A 16,164-nucleotide genomic window follows, 5' to 3' on the forward strand; every position below is an offset into this window, starting at 1 on the left:
CAGATCCTATAAGGGCACTATTTGTTATGATTAGTATCCAAGCTTGCTCTTCGTCTTATTAAAAATATCATTCGCCATTTTGATATAGCGGGATGCGCCGAGTGCTTCGACCTGAGCCGCATAGGCATTCCAATCGTTTGCAATGTTAGCTTGACCGGTTACGAACTTCAGGGTCATCGTATCCACATAATCCAGCAGCGGCTTCGAGATCAGGTTCATTTGTTCGCTTTCGTCCGGGGTCCCCATGATTGGCGGAGCTATTGTTCTCGGTTTACGATGAGTCTGAATGCGGCTTAGGTAGTCTTTCTCGCCTTCGGTCATTTTGGACATCCGCAGTTTAGTGGAACCGCCGTACGCGAAGTTGCCGCCGCCGAAGCCGAAGTCGACGTTTAATTTCTTCGTTGCTGTCGGGTTCATGCCGTTAAAGGAGATGTCCGGTTTGAGCGTAATGTTCCCGCTCGCATCCTTCGTATAAGTCTCGCCTTCGACACCCCATAAACTGAGTGTTTGGCCTTCGTCTGAATACCACAGCCAGTCAACAAAGCGAAGCATTTTGATAAAATTGTCCTTGCCGAGCTTCTTGAGCGCATTCTGGCTGATCATAACTCCATTCTCGAGGCGGGACGTTTCGATTTGAAGCATCCCTTTCGGACCGCCCGGTTGAACGATCATATACAGATCGGCATTCGGCACCTGCATCTTGGTCTTGGAATCGGCCAGTATCTGGTAGTTGGCGTTCATGACATAAGTATCGCCTTTATAGAACTTGGCTTGTGCGGTTTTATCGTCTTGGGTGAAGGACTCCGGATCGAGAAGCCCCTCTTTGACCAGCTTATTTAAGAACGTCACATAATCCTTGAACTCATTGGTCGAATTAGCGAATTCGAACTGTTTCGTCTGTTCGTTGAAGCGCGTGCCGTTGCCAACTCCCCAACCTCCGGTTACGCCATATTGAGCTGCCGTAATACTCAGCGTCGATTTTCCGGTAAATTCATCGGACAATACGTACTTCGCGCCGGTAAACTCTTTCACTTTCTTGAGAGCCTGGTAAAAGTCTTCATACGTCCATTTGCCTTCCTGACCTTTTACGTCGACTCCCGCTTTCTCGAAAATGTCTTTCCGAATCATGTAGGAGTATCCTGCACCCGGCGATTCCCACATCCCTGGCAGCACGTAATATTTCCCGTCCGATTTCAGCTTCTGCTGCAGGTCTCTTTCCATTCCCCAAGCTTTTACAGCCTTCTGATAGTTCGGCATGTATTGCACCCAATCACTTATAGGTACGATTTGGCCTCCAGCTACATAAGCGGATTCATCATAAGTTTTAGGAATAATGAAAGGAGCGTCGCCGCTGTTGACCAAAAGTGACTTCTTATTCTCGTATTCGGAAGCCGCAACTACGTTTACGTCAAACGATACGTTTGTTTTCTCCGTGATCGCGCTCCAGAGCCGCCATTCCTTCTTATACGGATAGGTCGGTTGATCACTGAACATGATCGAGTAGTTCACAGGCTCATTCGAACGGAACGTTTGGCCTTCGCCAAAGGTGTAATTCTGTGGTGCTGCGGAGCTCGTCCCTGGGGATGCGCTGCTGGACGATTCTCTCGTGTCGGTATCCGTACATGCTGTCATGCCGACAGCCATCGTGACCGCCAATGCGACCCCTAATACTTTTGCATATCTCTTCATTTAATACCACCCTTTCAAATGTGTTTATTTTATATAACAGAAACGCTGCCATGTAGATGCCTATTAGTAACAGCCCCCAATTGCAGTCTTTCCGAGTCAAACATAACGTAATTACCCTTTTACGGAACCAATCATCATGCCTTGCACAAAATACTTCTGCACAAAAGGATAGAGACAAATAATCGGCAAAGATGTCAACACCATCGCAGTGGATTTAATGGTTGCCGCGATCTGAGCGGTCGCATCGCTGCTGAGTCCAGCTTCGGTCGGATTAATCGCACTGTCGATGATCTGCCGCAAATAGAGGGCGACCGGCCATTTGTCCTTCGATTCCAGGTAGAGAGATGGGCCGAACCAGTTGTTCCAGATGGAGACCATGCTGAACAACACCATCGTGGCCAGGATCGGTTTGGATAGGGGAAGCGTAATCCTTAGGAAAATGCGGTAAACACCTAAGCCGTCAACCTTAGCCGATTCTTCCAATTCGTTCGGCAAGCTTGCAAAGAAGGTCTTCATTAGGATGACATTAAAGGCGCTGATGGCGCCGGGTATGATAATGGCCCAGATGGTATCCCTCATGTGCAGCGTTTTGGCGACCAAGATATAGTTCGGGATCAGCCCGCCGCCAAAATACATCGTGAATAAGACGAAAGGGATAAAAAATTTGTTAAGGCGCAACCTATCCTTCGACAACGGATAAGACATGACGGCCGTCGCCGCTACCGATATCACCGTTCCTACAATGGCATACAGGATCGTATTGCCATAATATTTGAAGAATTCCGGCCTGCTTAGCACGGCTCGGTACGTTTGGTCCGTAAAGTCAACGGGGAATATGGTTACTTTCCCTGCATATACGGCAGCCTCCGAGCTGAACGACTGGGCGACTAGATATAGGAACGGATACAAAGTCATGACGACGACAAGGGCCATGATAAATCCGTTAAAAACCTGAAACACTCGGTAAGATGCCGACTCCTTCACCAGAACTGCTCCTTTCTACCACAAGCTCGAATTCGTTGTTTTCTTGGAAATGTAGTTCGCCGATGTGACCAGAATAAGACCGATGACGCCTTCGAACAGACCAATAGCAGTGGCATAACTGAAATTCCCGCCGGTGATCCCCATCCGGTAGACATACGTGGAGATAACATCTGCCGACTCATAGGTTAATGGATTGTACAAGAGCAGGATTTTCTCAAAATTCGCCCCCAATATGCCGCCAATATCGAGAATGAGCAGCGTCATGATCGTCGGCAAAATACCTGGAATCGTAACGTGCCATGCTAGCCGTAACCGATTAGCCCCATCCACTTTGGCCGCTTCGTACAAATCGGTATTGATGCCGGTCATCGCCGCCAAGTAGAGAATGGTGCCCCAACCGAGCCCCTGCCAAATGCCGGACGTCACATAAATCGTCGGGAACCATTGCGGCAAGGAAATAAATGCCATTTTCTCGAAACCCAGATTGGCGAGCAGTGTATTAATCGGCCCGGACATGGATAGCAATTCCTTGGCCATGCCCGCGACGATAACCATGGAGATAAAGTGAGGCAGATACGATACGGTCTGGACGAATTTCTTGATGCGAATCCGCCGCAGTTCATTAAGTAACAGCGCAAAAACCAAAGTGAGCGGGAAACGAATGACTAAATACAACACACTTAAATACAAATCATTGCGGAAGGCCCTCCAAAAGGAGGGATCCTTCATGAACATGGTAAAGTAAGATAATCCTACCCATTCCGTCCCGAACAAGTTGGTGCCGCCTCTATACTTGCGGAAAGCGATTACATTACCAAGCATAGGAACGTACTTGAAAATGATAAAGTAAATAACGGGAATAATTAGAAAGGAATACAACTTCCACTCTTTCCTGACGTGTCTCAGAAGAGGGGTCAGTAAAACCGCCTTATTCGCAACTGACATACAATCACACACCACTTTCTATTGGAAAATTGTCCCTAAATCATACACCCAAAAAATCTTCGCAATCGCGCTTCATCACCAGCCCCTTGGATTCGTATGCGCTTTCTGAAACCGCATACAAGATGTTCTGAAAAACGGTTACATTGCCTACGTAATTGGCACATCAATTGCCATTCCCCGCGTTATCCGAGTCATAAAAACCTGTAATTATTAAATATTTTCATCGCAAATTGGTGCGGTTGCATTTGTAGGATAAGCACCAATTATTTAATATTATTTTATAAAATGGCCCTTTTTTTTACCATAGAAGAATACAAGAAAACTTGTAATTATTAAATATCTTTTTACGCGCCGTATGTGCATGTTATGATGGACATAGTGCCTCCTTTTCCAAAAAAATAAGGAAGCGATCTTGAATAATCTTGGAGCTGATCCTTGCCATGTACTTCGAGCAGTTCGAATCAATTGTCCCCGAGGTTTTCTTATTCGTCGACCGCCGCTGTTTCCCTGATTGGGAAATCATCCGACAGGAAATCGATTTTCACGACCTGACGTTCATCCTTGAAGGAAAATCGAATTATTTTATTAATGGCAAGAAAATCACGGTTGAGGCTGGGGATATGCTCTACATTCCCCAGGGAAGTATCCGCGAGGCGCATACCTTCAAAGATGATCCCATGCATTCCTATGCCTTCAACTTTACTCTGTTGCAGCCCTCAGGTAATATCCGATTTCCGTTTGAAACCGTAACCAAAAATCGAATCTCAAGCGAAATCTTAAACTACATTCTTGAGTTTAATCGCGTTTGGAGTGGCATGCAGCCCGGATATCGGATGTTTGCGAGGGGCATCTTTCATTTGATTCTCCACCGATTGCTGGCGATTTCCTTTCACCATTCTCCGAAATCCCATTTCGATATCCGGATCGACAAGGTCAAGGAGTTCATCATCGACCACTACCCGAATGATCTGGATTTGGCGACCGTCGCCAAGGTAGTCAATCTGCACCCTGTGTATCTCGGTAAGCTCTTCAAAACCAGCACGAGCTTCAGCGTCAAGCATTTCATCAACATCATTCGGGTCAACAACGCGGAAATGATGCTGTCCGGCGGCGGGTTTTCCGTCTCAGAAGTGGCGGAACGATGCGGGTACAAAGACATCAGCTATTTCAGCAATGTATTCAGATCCATTAAAGGCTATCCTCCGTCAAAGGCGAGCATGAAAAAAAGAACCTCAGAATGAGAATGAGCCATCAAAGTCAATACCTGCCATTTCCGATGTTCAATGGATCATTAAATTGTTTGAATCCGAATCACGAAACTATCATGCCATGCAGGAAAAATGATGAATCATGTCGAAAGAAAGGTGTTGGCTCAAGAACTTGAGGGGAGCGCCAGAATGGCCGGACAAATGTTTAAAAACAAAGGGAAAATTCGATTTCATCTTCTCATTATCGGGCTTTTGGTTTTTACCATGCTCGGAACAACAGCCATTCTTACCAGTGTGGCACTGAAATCACAAACGAATACGTTGACCGAATCGACGTTGCAATCCAACTTTGAGGGCGCACGGAACTTGAATGTGGCCATGAACATGCTGCTCGATTCCATGCAGCGCAGTTTAGGTTCGGCTGGGAAATATATTGCGGATAACGACCTGACGCTGGAGCAGAGTTCCAACTTTTTGAGCACCATGTTGAGCGGCCAGCGGTCTTTTAATTCAGTAGTTATCTTTGATGAGAGTGGAGTTATTCGTTCTTCAACACCCGAATCCGCAGGATTAAGGGAAGGGAAAATCAATACCCCTGCTGCCTCAAAAGCGCTGAAAGATAGAAAACCGTTCGTTTCGGAGCCGTATATGGACTCCAAAGGGCAGTTGACCGTTATGATCTCCCATCCGTTATTCGACAGGACCAAGCAATACCGGGGATTCATAGCCGGATTTATATACTTGCAGGAACTGAACGTGTTCAGCGATATTTTCAATCATGCGATTCGAAGCCAAAAGGGATCCTATGCGTATGTAGTTGATCGGTCCGGTAAGCTGATGTTCAATCCTGACAAAGGACGAATTGGCGAGGTTCCAGACGCTGAGGAACTTCAGGCTCAATTTATGAAAGACAAAGGACGCACTGCAACGATAGATGTGAACAGTCAAGCTTATCTGGCTGGCTATGTGGCGATACCGAATATCGGGTGGGGGGTCGTTTTTCAATCGCCTGCGACAGCGGTGGATGAAGCAATGAGGTCGCTCATCATCTCGCAGCTCAAGGTAGTTATTCCGCTTTTCGGTGTATTAGTGGCTGTCAGCTTGTGGGTCGCGCAGAAAGTAACGCATCCTTTCAAGCTTTTGACGGCAACTGCCCGTAGTATTTTTGTCGGGGAGCGGATCACTGATCCGCCTTTTACTAATCATTGGAATTATGAAGCACACCACTTAGCCAGGGCAATGATGAGGGCATTCGGAGGGCTGCAGGATCAAGCGGATCAGATGTCAGAAGAGGCACGGACCGATAAGCTGACGGGTTTAGCGAACCGGTTGGCGCTCGACGAACGGTTGTCAAAGTGGATGTCGGAAGGCCTCAACTGGTCTTTGCTTATCCTGGATATTGATCATTTCAAGTCGGTAAATGACACCTTTGGGCATAAGACTGGTGATGAAACTCTCCTTCATCTTGCCCGCATACTAGAATCGCAGACACGCGATGAAGATCTAGTCTGTAGATTCGGAGGTGAAGAGTTTGTCATCGTAATGCCTTCTCAAAGCTTGCTAGCAGGAAGACAGTTGGCGGAACGAATTCGGAAGAAGGTGGAAAGTACAGTAAGCCCGACGGGGAAACCGATTACCGTGTCCATAGGTCTGGCGAGCTATCCTGAGCATGGGGATAACTTCAATCAAGTGTTCGAAATGGCCGATCTGGCGATGTACAACGCAAAGCGGGACGGCCGCAATCTTACGAAATCGGCTGATGATTATCAGCACGAAGTGGTGTAATGCATGAGCGTAAATGGCCGGTATTCCCTTCATGGGACACCGGCCATTATCATGTTAATTGCTAGAGTTGAGTAATGTAAAATATTTGATCCTCTGCCTAGCCAGCCACGCCATCAGTGACACTTCCTTACCATCCTCCACGACCGGCTTCCCATCATAATCAAGGAGACAGTCGTCGTTCAAGGCATATACCCAGGAAAAATGCCCATTATATGTATACGGCTCCCCCTTCTCATCCGTAAACAGGCCATGGAGATCTACGACTTTGTCAAATAAAGAGAAATGCACGCTCTTCGCTCCGGCCTTGAGCAAGCGCTCAAAGGTCGGCACTGCTGTTTCTTCCGGTTTCACTATTAAATCATCCTTGGAATGCGTAAACCAAATCGGCACATGTTTAATCGCCTCGATATCTGCATCACTGATAACCTCATTATACAGCGCCTCACATACCGGATAAGCTGCCGCGAAAAAGTCCGGATAGTCTAGTACCATTCGCATGGTCATGAATCCACCGTTAGAGCAGCCTCCGATATAGATCCGGTTCGTGTCGATCGCCGCATCATTTCTGGATATAAACTCATCAATCAAGGCCTTCAAGGCCTTCCCATACATGGACTTACCTGATCTTCCGTACTCTCCGCTGCCGTCGTTCATCCAGAAAGTCGGTGTTTGCGGCACCAATACGAAAGCTCCGCCAAACTTGGCTTGGATTTCATCGCTGGCCAGGTTCACCACCTTGTTGCCTGCATAGGCAATGGTCGGATCCTGCCCGCCCTCCCCTGCACCGTGCAACCAGATGATGAGCGGCCGTCTGCCGTTGCCAGTCTGCGGCACGAAGTAGCCATACTTTAAAGGCTCATCTTCATAGGAGGAAATCCCATGCAAGAACTTTTCCGCTTGCTTCATCGTATTGCCCGCACACTTGTCGAATACCAAACCTGTCAGCTTCTTTCCCTCTGCCGGAACTTCTGCAATCTGGGTAACCCGGTAATCGCTGGCGACAAACACGTTCATTCCGTTCGGTGCGGCAATTGCAGCGGATAGGGCATCATTCGGTCCATACTTCATTTCTAGAGTCACGTACTCTCCTTCCTCCGTACGCCGGCCGTATTGACTGGAAGGATAGACATCCTTCACCACGCAGTAGCCCTTGCTCGGTTTCTTGATATCCTTCTCAACCCAGCTAGTTGGAAGCATAAGGATTTCTCCCTTCTGATCCTTCCGTTCCACATAGACACTAAAGCATTGCGGATTTACAGCTTCTGCCGTTACGTTTACCGGCATCGGTAGTACTAGTTTAGTAATGAACGGACCATAATCCGTAATCTCCGTAATCGTGTAGTAACTTCTCCCCATTGAAATTCCTCCCACATAAAGTGATGTTTGTTCTGTTGGGTGCATGCTTCTAATCATACTCATAATTATACGGATATCATTTCATCCACACTACTAATTTAACGACTTCAAAATTGCATTTTTACGACTTTTTGCTTGACTGCTCATCTGACCAGCCAGCTAAAAGTACGCTTGACAAGAAGGCATATCAAATTTAGAATATAGAAAAAACATACATATGTATGTTTTGAAAATGGAGGATTATATGACAGATTTTTCAAGTGTAAAAGACAAAGTTGCCGTTGTAACTGGCGCTGCCGATGGCCTAGGTATGGCAATTTCACTGTGTTACGCAGAAAACGGTATGAAAGTCGTTGTTTCAGATATCAATGTTGAAAAGGGTATGAAGGTTGTTGAGGATATAAAATCGAAAGGCGGAGAAGCATCTTTCTTTAAAGCTGATGTAAGCAAAGAAGAAGATGTGAAGGGACTGGTTGATTTTGCAGTCGAAACTTACGGCCGTTTAGATGGTCTTGTTAATAATGCTGGTATTGCCGCCGAAAATAGACCAACGCATGAATATTCAACGCAAGAATTTGACAAATTATTGTCTATTGACTTAAAGGGTGTCTTCATGGGTATGAAGTTCGCCGCCCAAGCTATTCTTAAGTCAAAGTCATCTAGTGGATTCATCATTAATGTTGCTTCTTTAGCAGGTATATTGGGTAATAGTTCAATGGCTATTTATTCTTCAGCTAAGCATGGCGTAATAGGTTTAACAAAGAGTGCTGCGCTAGATTATGCGCAATATAACATTACAGTTAATGCTGTTTGTCCGGGAACATTTAGAACTTCGGTTTGGGGACAGGCACCTGAAGAAGTAATTAATGAATACGCAAAGATATTTTCTCCGAGTGGTAGACTTGGTGATCCTAAGGAAGTTGGTCATTTAGCACTATTTTTAGCTTCTGATTTGGCACGTTACATAAGTGGTACTGCTATATCAATAGATGCTGGCTCCAGTGCTGGTAAGATTACTCCTTCCCGATGGTCTAATCCGGAAATTCTGGATTAATTTATATCTTCTATCAAAAATAACTTCCTACAGGGGAAGTTATTTTCTTTATGCTATAATCCATTGTAGGAGTTGAAAAATATGATTACTACAAAAGATAACATGTGTGAAGTAGCTATTACTATGTTTAAAGAGCTTGGTTTTGAAAATGTTAGTATTAATATGATTTGTAATAAGTTAGAAGTAACACGCGGTTCTTTCTATCATCATTTTAATAGTAAAAATGAATTATTGTTACATTGGTTTTCTTCTCAAGTGAAGAACAATATTGTAATTGATATGAGTTTAGAGTCTCCAAAACAAATTCTGAAGAAACATGCTCTGGATTACGCAAATACCATTAATAAAATAGGCATTGATTTTATGTATCATATTCTTATGGCAGAATTCGAACTTTACGGTAAACATTTTTATACCTATTTTAATGCAGAACCTCAGTCTATTGATTTAATCAATAAGGCTATCGAATTGAATGAAATTCATTCAACTGAAACTGCCAAAAATTTAATTGATACATTTACGGTTGCTATTATTGGCACAATTGTTACTTGGAAATTCGACAATGGTCGGTTTGATATCGTTAGTAAGATAGCATCCATTTTCGATACGATTTATAGATAAGTTAAGCCTCCACATTGTTTGATTCCGAAGCCGACGATTGGACGATGTGCATCAACTGCTTCAACCATGACCATTCATGCTCGGTTTGTTTTATTCTGAATTGAATGACCTCCACGGCAAACCGATTTTCCGAATGGACCTCGTCGAATTTTCTCTGATGCTCCATCTCCTCTTCCAACACCGCCATCCGATTGTTCAAAATGTCAAGCTGCACATCGGTCTCCACTCGATCGAACAGCGCGACGCGCACTAAAAATTCCATCGGATTGGCGGCCATTTTCCTCGGGAAATCACGAATCAACTCATTAAAAATTTCTTCCCCCGCATTCGTTAACAGATAAACATGCCGATCGGGCTTGCCCTCCGTCTTCTCAACCTTCTTGGTAATGGCTCCCATTTCCACAAAACGCCGCAATGCGGGGTAAAGCAAATTATTGTTGATTTCAAACGACTCTCCAAGCGCCTCTTGAACGTTTTTCTTAATTTCATAGCCATGCTTCGGACCTGACAATAACTGTCCCAGTATTAATATGTCTGCGTACATATGATCCACCTTCGTGTGAATATTTAGTGAAAGATTTGATCCAAACAACGAAAATCCAAATTTATATGTTAAACTAACATATGTAAGATTAACATATAATGATTGAAAAGCCAATCATGAAGGAGGTGTTCCGTTACAAAAGATTTCTTTATAACCTGATCATGCGAAGCCAGTCGATTAACAGAGTGAACAAATTCGAGTCTAGAAAATTATTCCAGTTCGGAGGAAACTACGATGAATGCGAACCGACAAATGATCATGCTGCACGAAATAACGAAACTTGCCACCAAACAAGCACAATGGGAACCGTATGCCTGGTACAAGGAAATGAGAGACAATAATCCTGTATATTATGATGCCCAGCAAGATGTTTGGAATGTGTTTTTATACGACCATGTCAAGCGTGTACTGTTCGACCACGAGCTTTTCTCCAACAAAAAGCAGAGAAGTTTGATTCCAATTCCCGATAGGTTGGAAAGCCGTAGCAACGTCAATCTGGTCGATCCGCCGGATCATCGTAAAAGGCGGGCCCTCCTCTCCCAAGCCTTCACTCCCCGCAGCCTCAAAGAGTGGGAACCGCGAATCCAGAACATCATCGACGAGCTAATAGCTGAAATGGAAGGCACTCCAACCGTAGATATTGTGCAAAAGCTAGCGATTCCTTTGCCGATTACCGTTATCGCGGATCTGCTCGGAGTTCCTTCCAGAGATCGTCACCTGATCAAAGAATGGTCCGACATCCTCTTCCTTCCATATAATACAGAGGCTTATGCCGACATCGAACTGCAAAAGGGAAGAGCTATGAAGGAATTCGCCGAGTATTTGTATCCCATCGTTCTGGCGAAACGTCAGCACCCGGAAGATGACATTATAACCGACTTGACTAAGGCCGAACTGGAAGGCGAACAGCTAACGAATGAAGAAGTGGTGATGTCAGCCATCGGACTGCTCGGAGCAGGCAACGAAACGACGACAACGCTACTTTCCAATATTTTTTATGCCATGCTTTACGACCAACCGGGCATATATCAAGAACTAAGAGCCGACTTGTCGTTGGTTCCCAAGCTGGTCGAGGAGGTACTGCGGTTCCGCTTTCCGGCTTCGATGGATCGGAGGATAGCCCAGGATACCAACGTCTTCGGGCCCGAGATGAAGGCAGGGCAAGCCATCGTAGCGTGGATTGGAGCCGCTAACCGGGACGAGTCCCAATTCGCCAGTGCGGACGTATTCGACATCCATCGTCCAGGCAATCAGTATCATTTGTCATTCGGCTCAGGTCCGCACTTCTGTTTAGGCGCTCCGCTCGCTCGAATGGAAGCGAATATGGCCATAGCCTCAGTTGTGAAACGCTTTGACGATATCCGTCAGGTGAATGGCTTCGACGTTGGCGAGCATTTGACTGAGTCTATCACAGGTCAGTCTTTAAAGAGTTTGCCTATTGTGCTTGGGTCTAATTTGTAATCGCGGTTCGTTGCCACGAACTACAATATAAAAAGCAAATACGAAATGTGCATAAAAAAGACCGTCAGATCCTCCTGACGGTCCTTTTAGGTTAAGCGTACATCCGTGATTTTGCACCTCTGCAGCGCTTTTTCCCTGCCCAACAGGATATTATAACCGGATCACTCGTACCGGCCCAATAAGTCCGCTCGGTTCCTGCTGCGCATAAGCAGACAAGAAATCAGGTTGTTCTTTCACCAACGTATTCGTAACCTCAATGACTAGCTTGTTTTTACCCTTCTTGATCAGGCCATCGATCTCAATGCGGTATGGCGGACAGATGCGTACTCCTGCTTCCTCGCCATTTATCCATACTTCCGCCGTTTCATAGACCTCCCCCAAATCTAAAAGAGCTTGGTTCCCTGATTCGTTCCACTCGAATTCCGTTTCATAACGGAAGGTGCCTGTAAATCGAGGCAAGCGACCAGGCGCGCTCATATTCGTCAAAGCCGTCAGTTCTCCCCATTCCTTGAAATGAGGATAATGTTCGGCTTCAGAGATGGCTACAGTCCATTTCCCTTTCAGCTCAAGTTCCGAACCTACCTCGTACTGTGGCAGCGCAGCATATCCTTCAAGGTCAGCTCCGTGAAGCAATACGATAGATTCATACGGATGAAGCTCAAGCTGCACCGCTGTCGCACCTTCCTCCTTGGTTGCATTCAAAAGGGTCAACTGATTCTGGAAGGCATTATATGCATAAACTTCGCCTTGGATGGGCAAACCAATCTTCGTTCGGATCGTTTGATGCGGATGTTCGTTAAAGAACATAAAAACATCCAAACCGTCATGTACATAATGATAGTTCCGAAGATACGGCTCGTGCTTTTCGACTGTAATATCGTAATGTCCGTCGGCAAGAAGTTCCTGCGCCAGCTTATCTAATGCTACAACCTTCACATTCCGGTGATCAGCAAGAGAGGACAGCTCAGCGGAAACCTCTCTGCCCTCGCTCGATCGAAGCGGCAGCCCGTCAACAAAACGTAAGGCAAGTCCTTGATCGGCAAGCTGGGTCAAACGCCGAATCATCGCATCCGGAAGCGCTTCTGCATAAGGCACGATCAAGCAGTCATAATCTTCTTGATTTACGTACAACTTGCTGTCGATCACGCTTGCCGAATCCAGCAGAACATCGACGGGAACTACTTCGCAATCGATCTGATGCTGCATCAGGTTCTTCATAGGCCTCTGGAAAAGCATCGCTTCCCCGGACCATTCGGCTTCGGCGTGATACACGACGGCCGCAGAAGCCACGTGCCTTCCACCTGAAATCAGGTGACTAATCCGATTCATATATTGATTTAAATGCTTGTAGTAGCGGTACTGCGGATTTTTCCCGCCCGCATACATATGCGGCGGACAATCCGGATCCGAATCCTTTTGGGTAAAGGCATGCGGGACAAAATAATTAACGCCGCGAACGAGCATATGGTCCGTGATCCACTTCATCAGCTTCAAGCCTTCTGCCCAGCCATAGGCCCCATACACTTCGCACATCGTCCGGCCTTGTTTTTTCGGATCGATGTGTCCAAGAGACACTCCTAGCTTAGCGAGACCATAGTGGAAAAATTCGCTGTCCGTATCTCCCCCCGGCTTGCTGAAAGACAATTCATCGAAGCCGGGGACAATTTGCCACAACACTACATCGAGGCCCGACATGTCTTGTCCCCACATCGAACGGAAGAAGTGCCCTGGGCCGGGGCCAAGTCTTGCATGAACGTTGTTGTCTTCGAGTACATGTCCGATATATTCTACCCCACGCGATCTGCACCACTCTCCGATTTGGCTGCAGAAGTTTTCTGCATAAAGCTTGCTGACAATATTCATATAGGTATACCGTACGATATGTGTCTGTTCTCCCGCATCGTGCCAGAGCAGATACAGGAGCTTACGGTAATCCTCGCCCAACGCCTCCTCCAGCAAGGCCGGCATTTCACTGCTCCAGGGAAGCGGCACCCCTTTTTTTCCGGGCTTCGAATGGAAGTCGAAGGTGGTCTTATCATTGTAAAATCCGGGTTCGTCCGAGAAGAAGCCGGCGAATGTTTTCCCGAAATCCGCCTTGTATCGTTCATACACAGCTTCATAAACCGCATCGATCAGAATACGAACGGAACCCCGATCCAGCGGGTTCAGATGATCTTCCTGCTGCTGGCTGCCGCCATCCTTATTTTCGGAAATAATAAATACTCGCCAATATCCTTCAGGGATATCCCAGTATAGGATACCGTCATGCACGAATTCAGTGATGTCGATACAGTCGCTGAGTAATGTTCCATCGGATGGATTTCGACGGACCGCGACAACGGAAATTAGCTTATTTTTACCGATCGCTTTTTGGCCATCCGAGATGGTCGGTCGAAGCCCGCGCATCAGCAAAGTATCCAGCAGCAGAGACGTTCCTTGGGCAGGACCGATCGTATCGATGTAACGTTCACCCAAAAACTTGCGATGCAGCTCTTCCGGAGCGTCCTTCACCTTACCTGCCGCGTGGCCCGTTGGAAAATGATCGTCATCGAGCAGCCATACCTTCATGCCCCGATTCCGCGCTTCCTCCATAATAATGTCCATATCCGTCCACCATTTCGGTCCTAGAAAATCAGGATGAGGACGAGCTTCGATGCAAACGGCTCCGATGCCAGCTTCATGAACTCGGGCAATCTCCTCGCGTATCACCTGCTCTTCCTCGCCATGCTGCCAGAGAAAGGGAAGGATATAATTTTGTTCTTGGCCCTCAAGCACTTCCTTAAGACGATTACTCATGATTTCCTCCTGTTAATGAAATATCCGCCCGTCTTCGAATCGAAGCAAGGCGGATATTCTTGATCAAATTATTATTTTTTCACTTTTGCATACCATTCTCTTGCACGCTTCGTAACCTCTTCACCACCCGATTTGTTCCACTTCTCTACAAATTCATCGAACTTGCTGATCGGGAATTGTCCGGTAATGATCTTACTCGCGTATTCAATATAGAGCGTGCGACTGTTGATATCAGGGAAACCATCATAAACGCTGGCCGGCATGCCGTCTCCAGCAATGACTTTCGCATACTTCTGAGCATCCTGCATGATTTGAACAGTTTGGTCAATCTCCCACATTCTATCTTCAGATGCCGTACTTTTTAGAAGATTGGTTGTAAAATCAAGGGTCGAAATTTTGGCATACGGATCAAGAATTAGATTTTCCTGTGTACTCTTGTCATCCGGAAGTTTAATGGCTTTGCCATCCTTCATCGTATAGTGCATACCTTCCACGCCGAGGTACAGAGCATTCCAATTCTTCTTGTCATACATGTTGTTCAATAATTTTAAAGTGGCCATCAATTTCTTTTGATCCTTCTGATTCTTCACGACCCAAGCTGGCGGTGTAAACCTCTTCCAAGTATAGAATCCTTTATAACCTTGAACTTCAGGTATTGGAAGAGAAGCAAAATTCCCCTTCACACCACTGTTCTTTTGCAAATTATCCAAATAGAGATTCGTTTGCTCTGCCCAGTGGAAGTAATTCCCTGCCTTGTTAGCCGCAACCTTGCCATCCCACTTCGCTTTATCGTTTAGAAGAGATTCTTTATCAATTAATCCGTCTTTGTACAGTTTGGAGATAAACTCCAAGGCGGATTTCATATTCGGTGAAACCGCGGAATACGTCAGCTTGCCATCATACATGTCCCAATCCGGATAGCCTTCAAACATGGCTACACCATACATGGCAAACAATTGATCCATCCAACGCGCCTCTTGACGGCCGCCAGTCGGAAGTTCATCCTTCTGCCCATTGCCATTAGGGTCCTTATCTCTAAATGCTTCCAAAACCTTGACGTATTCGTCTTGTGTCTTCGGCATCTGTAAACCCAGCTTGTCAAGCCAATCTTTGCGGATCATACCAGAATATCTTCCGTAGTCTACCATACCAGGGATATAATATATTCTGCCCTGACCAGTAGGATCATTCGCTTTAACAACATCCCACATATCTTTAGGAATCGCTTCCCATAAATTCGGAGCATATTTCGGCAGCAGGTCGGTCAAATCAGCGATTGCTCCGTTTTTTGCCAAACTATTTTCAATTCCCGAATTGGGTAGAAACAAATCGGGCATTTCACCAGATGCAATCTTTAAATTTAACTGATTTAAATAGGCAGTCCCACCGTTCCATTCCACATAGGGACTGATAACACCAACACCCAACTTTTCCTTGTAAAATTCATACAGTTTGCTGCCTTTGGTGATCGGTTTATAGCCGATGTTTGTACCCCAAACTTCAACATCAACAATCTCTTCCGCCTTCGAAGCTGTCCCTTGGTTCGGCACCGCCGATGAAGAACTTGCACCTTTAGAAGAATCCGTTTTGTCGCTACAGCCTGTTACTACTGTAAATGCAAGAGCACTGACTGCAGCAAGTACCCCAAGCTTTTTAATGACCATTCCATGTTCCCCCTATGATTTGAAATCGTATATGTTCTAAGACTCAAAGAGTCGTAA

12 protein-coding genes are annotated in these 16,164 nt (G+C 45.9%); 5 read left to right on the plus strand and 7 right to left on the minus strand.

Translation table 11 applies throughout. The annotated features are described in order from the left end of the window. Positions 1 to 30: 30 nt before the first annotated feature. The 3 genes from NYR53_RS23545 to NYR53_RS23555 form a co-directional block, all read right to left on the minus strand. On the minus strand, positions 31 to 1,689 hold the full coding sequence (locus NYR53_RS23545; RefSeq protein ID WP_261301576.1) for an ABC transporter substrate-binding protein: 1,659 nt from the start codon (positions 1,687 to 1,689) through the stop codon (positions 31 to 33). A 111-nt stretch (positions 1,690 to 1,800) separates the two neighbouring features. Beyond that, positions 1,801 to 2,673 (minus strand): carbohydrate ABC transporter permease, encoded by an 873-nt coding sequence (locus NYR53_RS23550; RefSeq protein ID WP_261301577.1) that lies wholly within the window; start codon positions 2,671 to 2,673, stop codon positions 1,801 to 1,803. 15 nt (positions 2,674 to 2,688) lie between these two features. Further along, entirely contained in the window at positions 2,689 to 3,618 is a 930-nt protein-coding gene (locus NYR53_RS23555; protein ID WP_261301578.1) for an ABC transporter permease, read from the minus strand. Between the two features lie 422 nt (positions 3,619 to 4,040). Between NYR53_RS23555 and NYR53_RS23560 the strand changes: the two genes are divergently transcribed. Next, entirely contained in the window at positions 4,041 to 4,859 is an 819-nt protein-coding gene (locus NYR53_RS23560; RefSeq protein ID WP_367618572.1) for a helix-turn-helix domain-containing protein, read from the plus strand. A gap of 156 nt (positions 4,860 to 5,015) precedes the next feature. Further along, the gene (locus NYR53_RS23565) at positions 5,016 to 6,611 is read left to right on the plus strand and encodes a sensor domain-containing diguanylate cyclase (protein WP_261301579.1); all 1,596 of its coding nucleotides are present in this window, start codon (positions 5,016 to 5,018) and stop codon (positions 6,609 to 6,611) included. 54 nt (positions 6,612 to 6,665) lie between these two features. Here the strand turns inward: NYR53_RS23565 and NYR53_RS23570 are convergent, their stop codons facing one another. Beyond that, positions 6,666 to 7,967, minus strand: coding sequence for a prolyl oligopeptidase family serine peptidase (locus NYR53_RS23570; RefSeq protein WP_261301580.1), 1,302 nt, complete (start codon positions 7,965 to 7,967; stop codon positions 6,666 to 6,668). A gap of 244 nt (positions 7,968 to 8,211) precedes the next feature. Between NYR53_RS23570 and NYR53_RS23575 the strand changes: the two genes are divergently transcribed. Together NYR53_RS23575 and NYR53_RS23580 are read left to right on the plus strand one after the other, a co-directional pair. After that, positions 8,212 to 9,021: an SDR family NAD(P)-dependent oxidoreductase gene (locus tag NYR53_RS23575; RefSeq protein ID WP_261301581.1), complete on the plus strand. Its 810-nt coding sequence runs from the start codon at positions 8,212 to 8,214 to the stop codon at positions 9,019 to 9,021. Between the two features lie 81 nt (positions 9,022 to 9,102). Continuing rightward, positions 9,103 to 9,642 carry a TetR/AcrR family transcriptional regulator gene (locus NYR53_RS23580; protein ID WP_261301582.1) on the plus strand — a complete coding sequence of 180 codons (540 nt, stop codon included), beginning with the start codon at positions 9,103 to 9,105 and terminating at the stop codon, positions 9,640 to 9,642. 1 nt (position 9,643) lies between these two features. Here NYR53_RS23580 and NYR53_RS23585 read toward each other — a convergent pair whose 3' ends face one another. After that, complete coding sequence (locus tag NYR53_RS23585) at positions 9,644 to 10,186, minus strand: PadR family transcriptional regulator (protein ID WP_261301583.1); 543 nt, start codon at positions 10,184 to 10,186, stop codon at positions 9,644 to 9,646. 234 nt (positions 10,187 to 10,420) lie between these two features. Between NYR53_RS23585 and NYR53_RS23590 the strand changes: the two genes are divergently transcribed. After that, positions 10,421 to 11,647: a cytochrome P450 gene (locus tag NYR53_RS23590; protein ID WP_261301584.1), complete on the plus strand. Its 1,227-nt coding sequence runs from the start codon at positions 10,421 to 10,423 to the stop codon at positions 11,645 to 11,647. 150 nt (positions 11,648 to 11,797) lie between these two features. On the opposite strand, the gene NYR53_RS23595 is transcribed toward NYR53_RS23590, so the two are convergent. Next, positions 11,798 to 14,443 carry a glycosylhydrolase-like jelly roll fold domain-containing protein gene (locus NYR53_RS23595; protein WP_261301585.1) on the minus strand — a complete coding sequence of 882 codons (2,646 nt, stop codon included), beginning with the start codon at positions 14,441 to 14,443 and terminating at the stop codon, positions 11,798 to 11,800. A gap of 71 nt (positions 14,444 to 14,514) precedes the next feature. Next, complete coding sequence (locus NYR53_RS23600) at positions 14,515 to 16,107, minus strand: type 2 periplasmic-binding domain-containing protein (RefSeq protein WP_261301586.1); 1,593 nt, start codon at positions 16,105 to 16,107, stop codon at positions 14,515 to 14,517. Positions 16,108 to 16,164 lie beyond the last annotated feature (57 nt).

Origin of the sequence: Paenibacillus andongensis, from assembly GCF_025369935.1 — a bacterium.
GTDB classification, from domain to species: domain Bacteria; phylum Bacillota; class Bacilli; order Paenibacillales; family NBRC-103111; genus Paenibacillus_E; species Paenibacillus_E andongensis.

Coding starts and splice junctions, on each gene's coding strand:
- NYR53_RS23585 (WP_261301583.1), bottom strand. CDS start 10,186: ATGTACGCAGACATATTAATACTGGGACAGTTATTGTCAGGTCCGAAG.
- NYR53_RS23595 (WP_261301585.1), bottom strand. CDS start 14,443: ATGAGTAATCGTCTTAAGGAAGTGCTTGAGGGCCAAGAACAAAATTAT.
- NYR53_RS23590 (WP_261301584.1), top strand. CDS start 10,421: ATGAATGCGAACCGACAAATGATCATGCTGCACGAAATAACGAAACTT.
- NYR53_RS23565 (WP_261301579.1), top strand. CDS start 5,016: ATGGCCGGACAAATGTTTAAAAACAAAGGGAAAATTCGATTTCATCTT.
- NYR53_RS23600 (WP_261301586.1), bottom strand. CDS start 16,107: ATGGTCATTAAAAAGCTTGGGGTACTTGCTGCAGTCAGTGCTCTTGCA.
- NYR53_RS23570 (WP_261301580.1), bottom strand. CDS start 7,967: ATGGGGAGAAGTTACTACACGATTACGGAGATTACGGATTATGGTCCG.
- NYR53_RS23545 (WP_261301576.1), bottom strand. CDS start 1,689: ATGAAGAGATATGCAAAAGTATTAGGGGTCGCATTGGCGGTCACGATG.
- NYR53_RS23555 (WP_261301578.1), bottom strand. CDS start 3,618: ATGTCAGTTGCGAATAAGGCGGTTTTACTGACCCCTCTTCTGAGACAC.
- NYR53_RS23580 (WP_261301582.1), top strand. CDS start 9,103: ATGATTACTACAAAAGATAACATGTGTGAAGTAGCTATTACTATGTTT.
- NYR53_RS23575 (WP_261301581.1), top strand. CDS start 8,212: ATGACAGATTTTTCAAGTGTAAAAGACAAAGTTGCCGTTGTAACTGGC.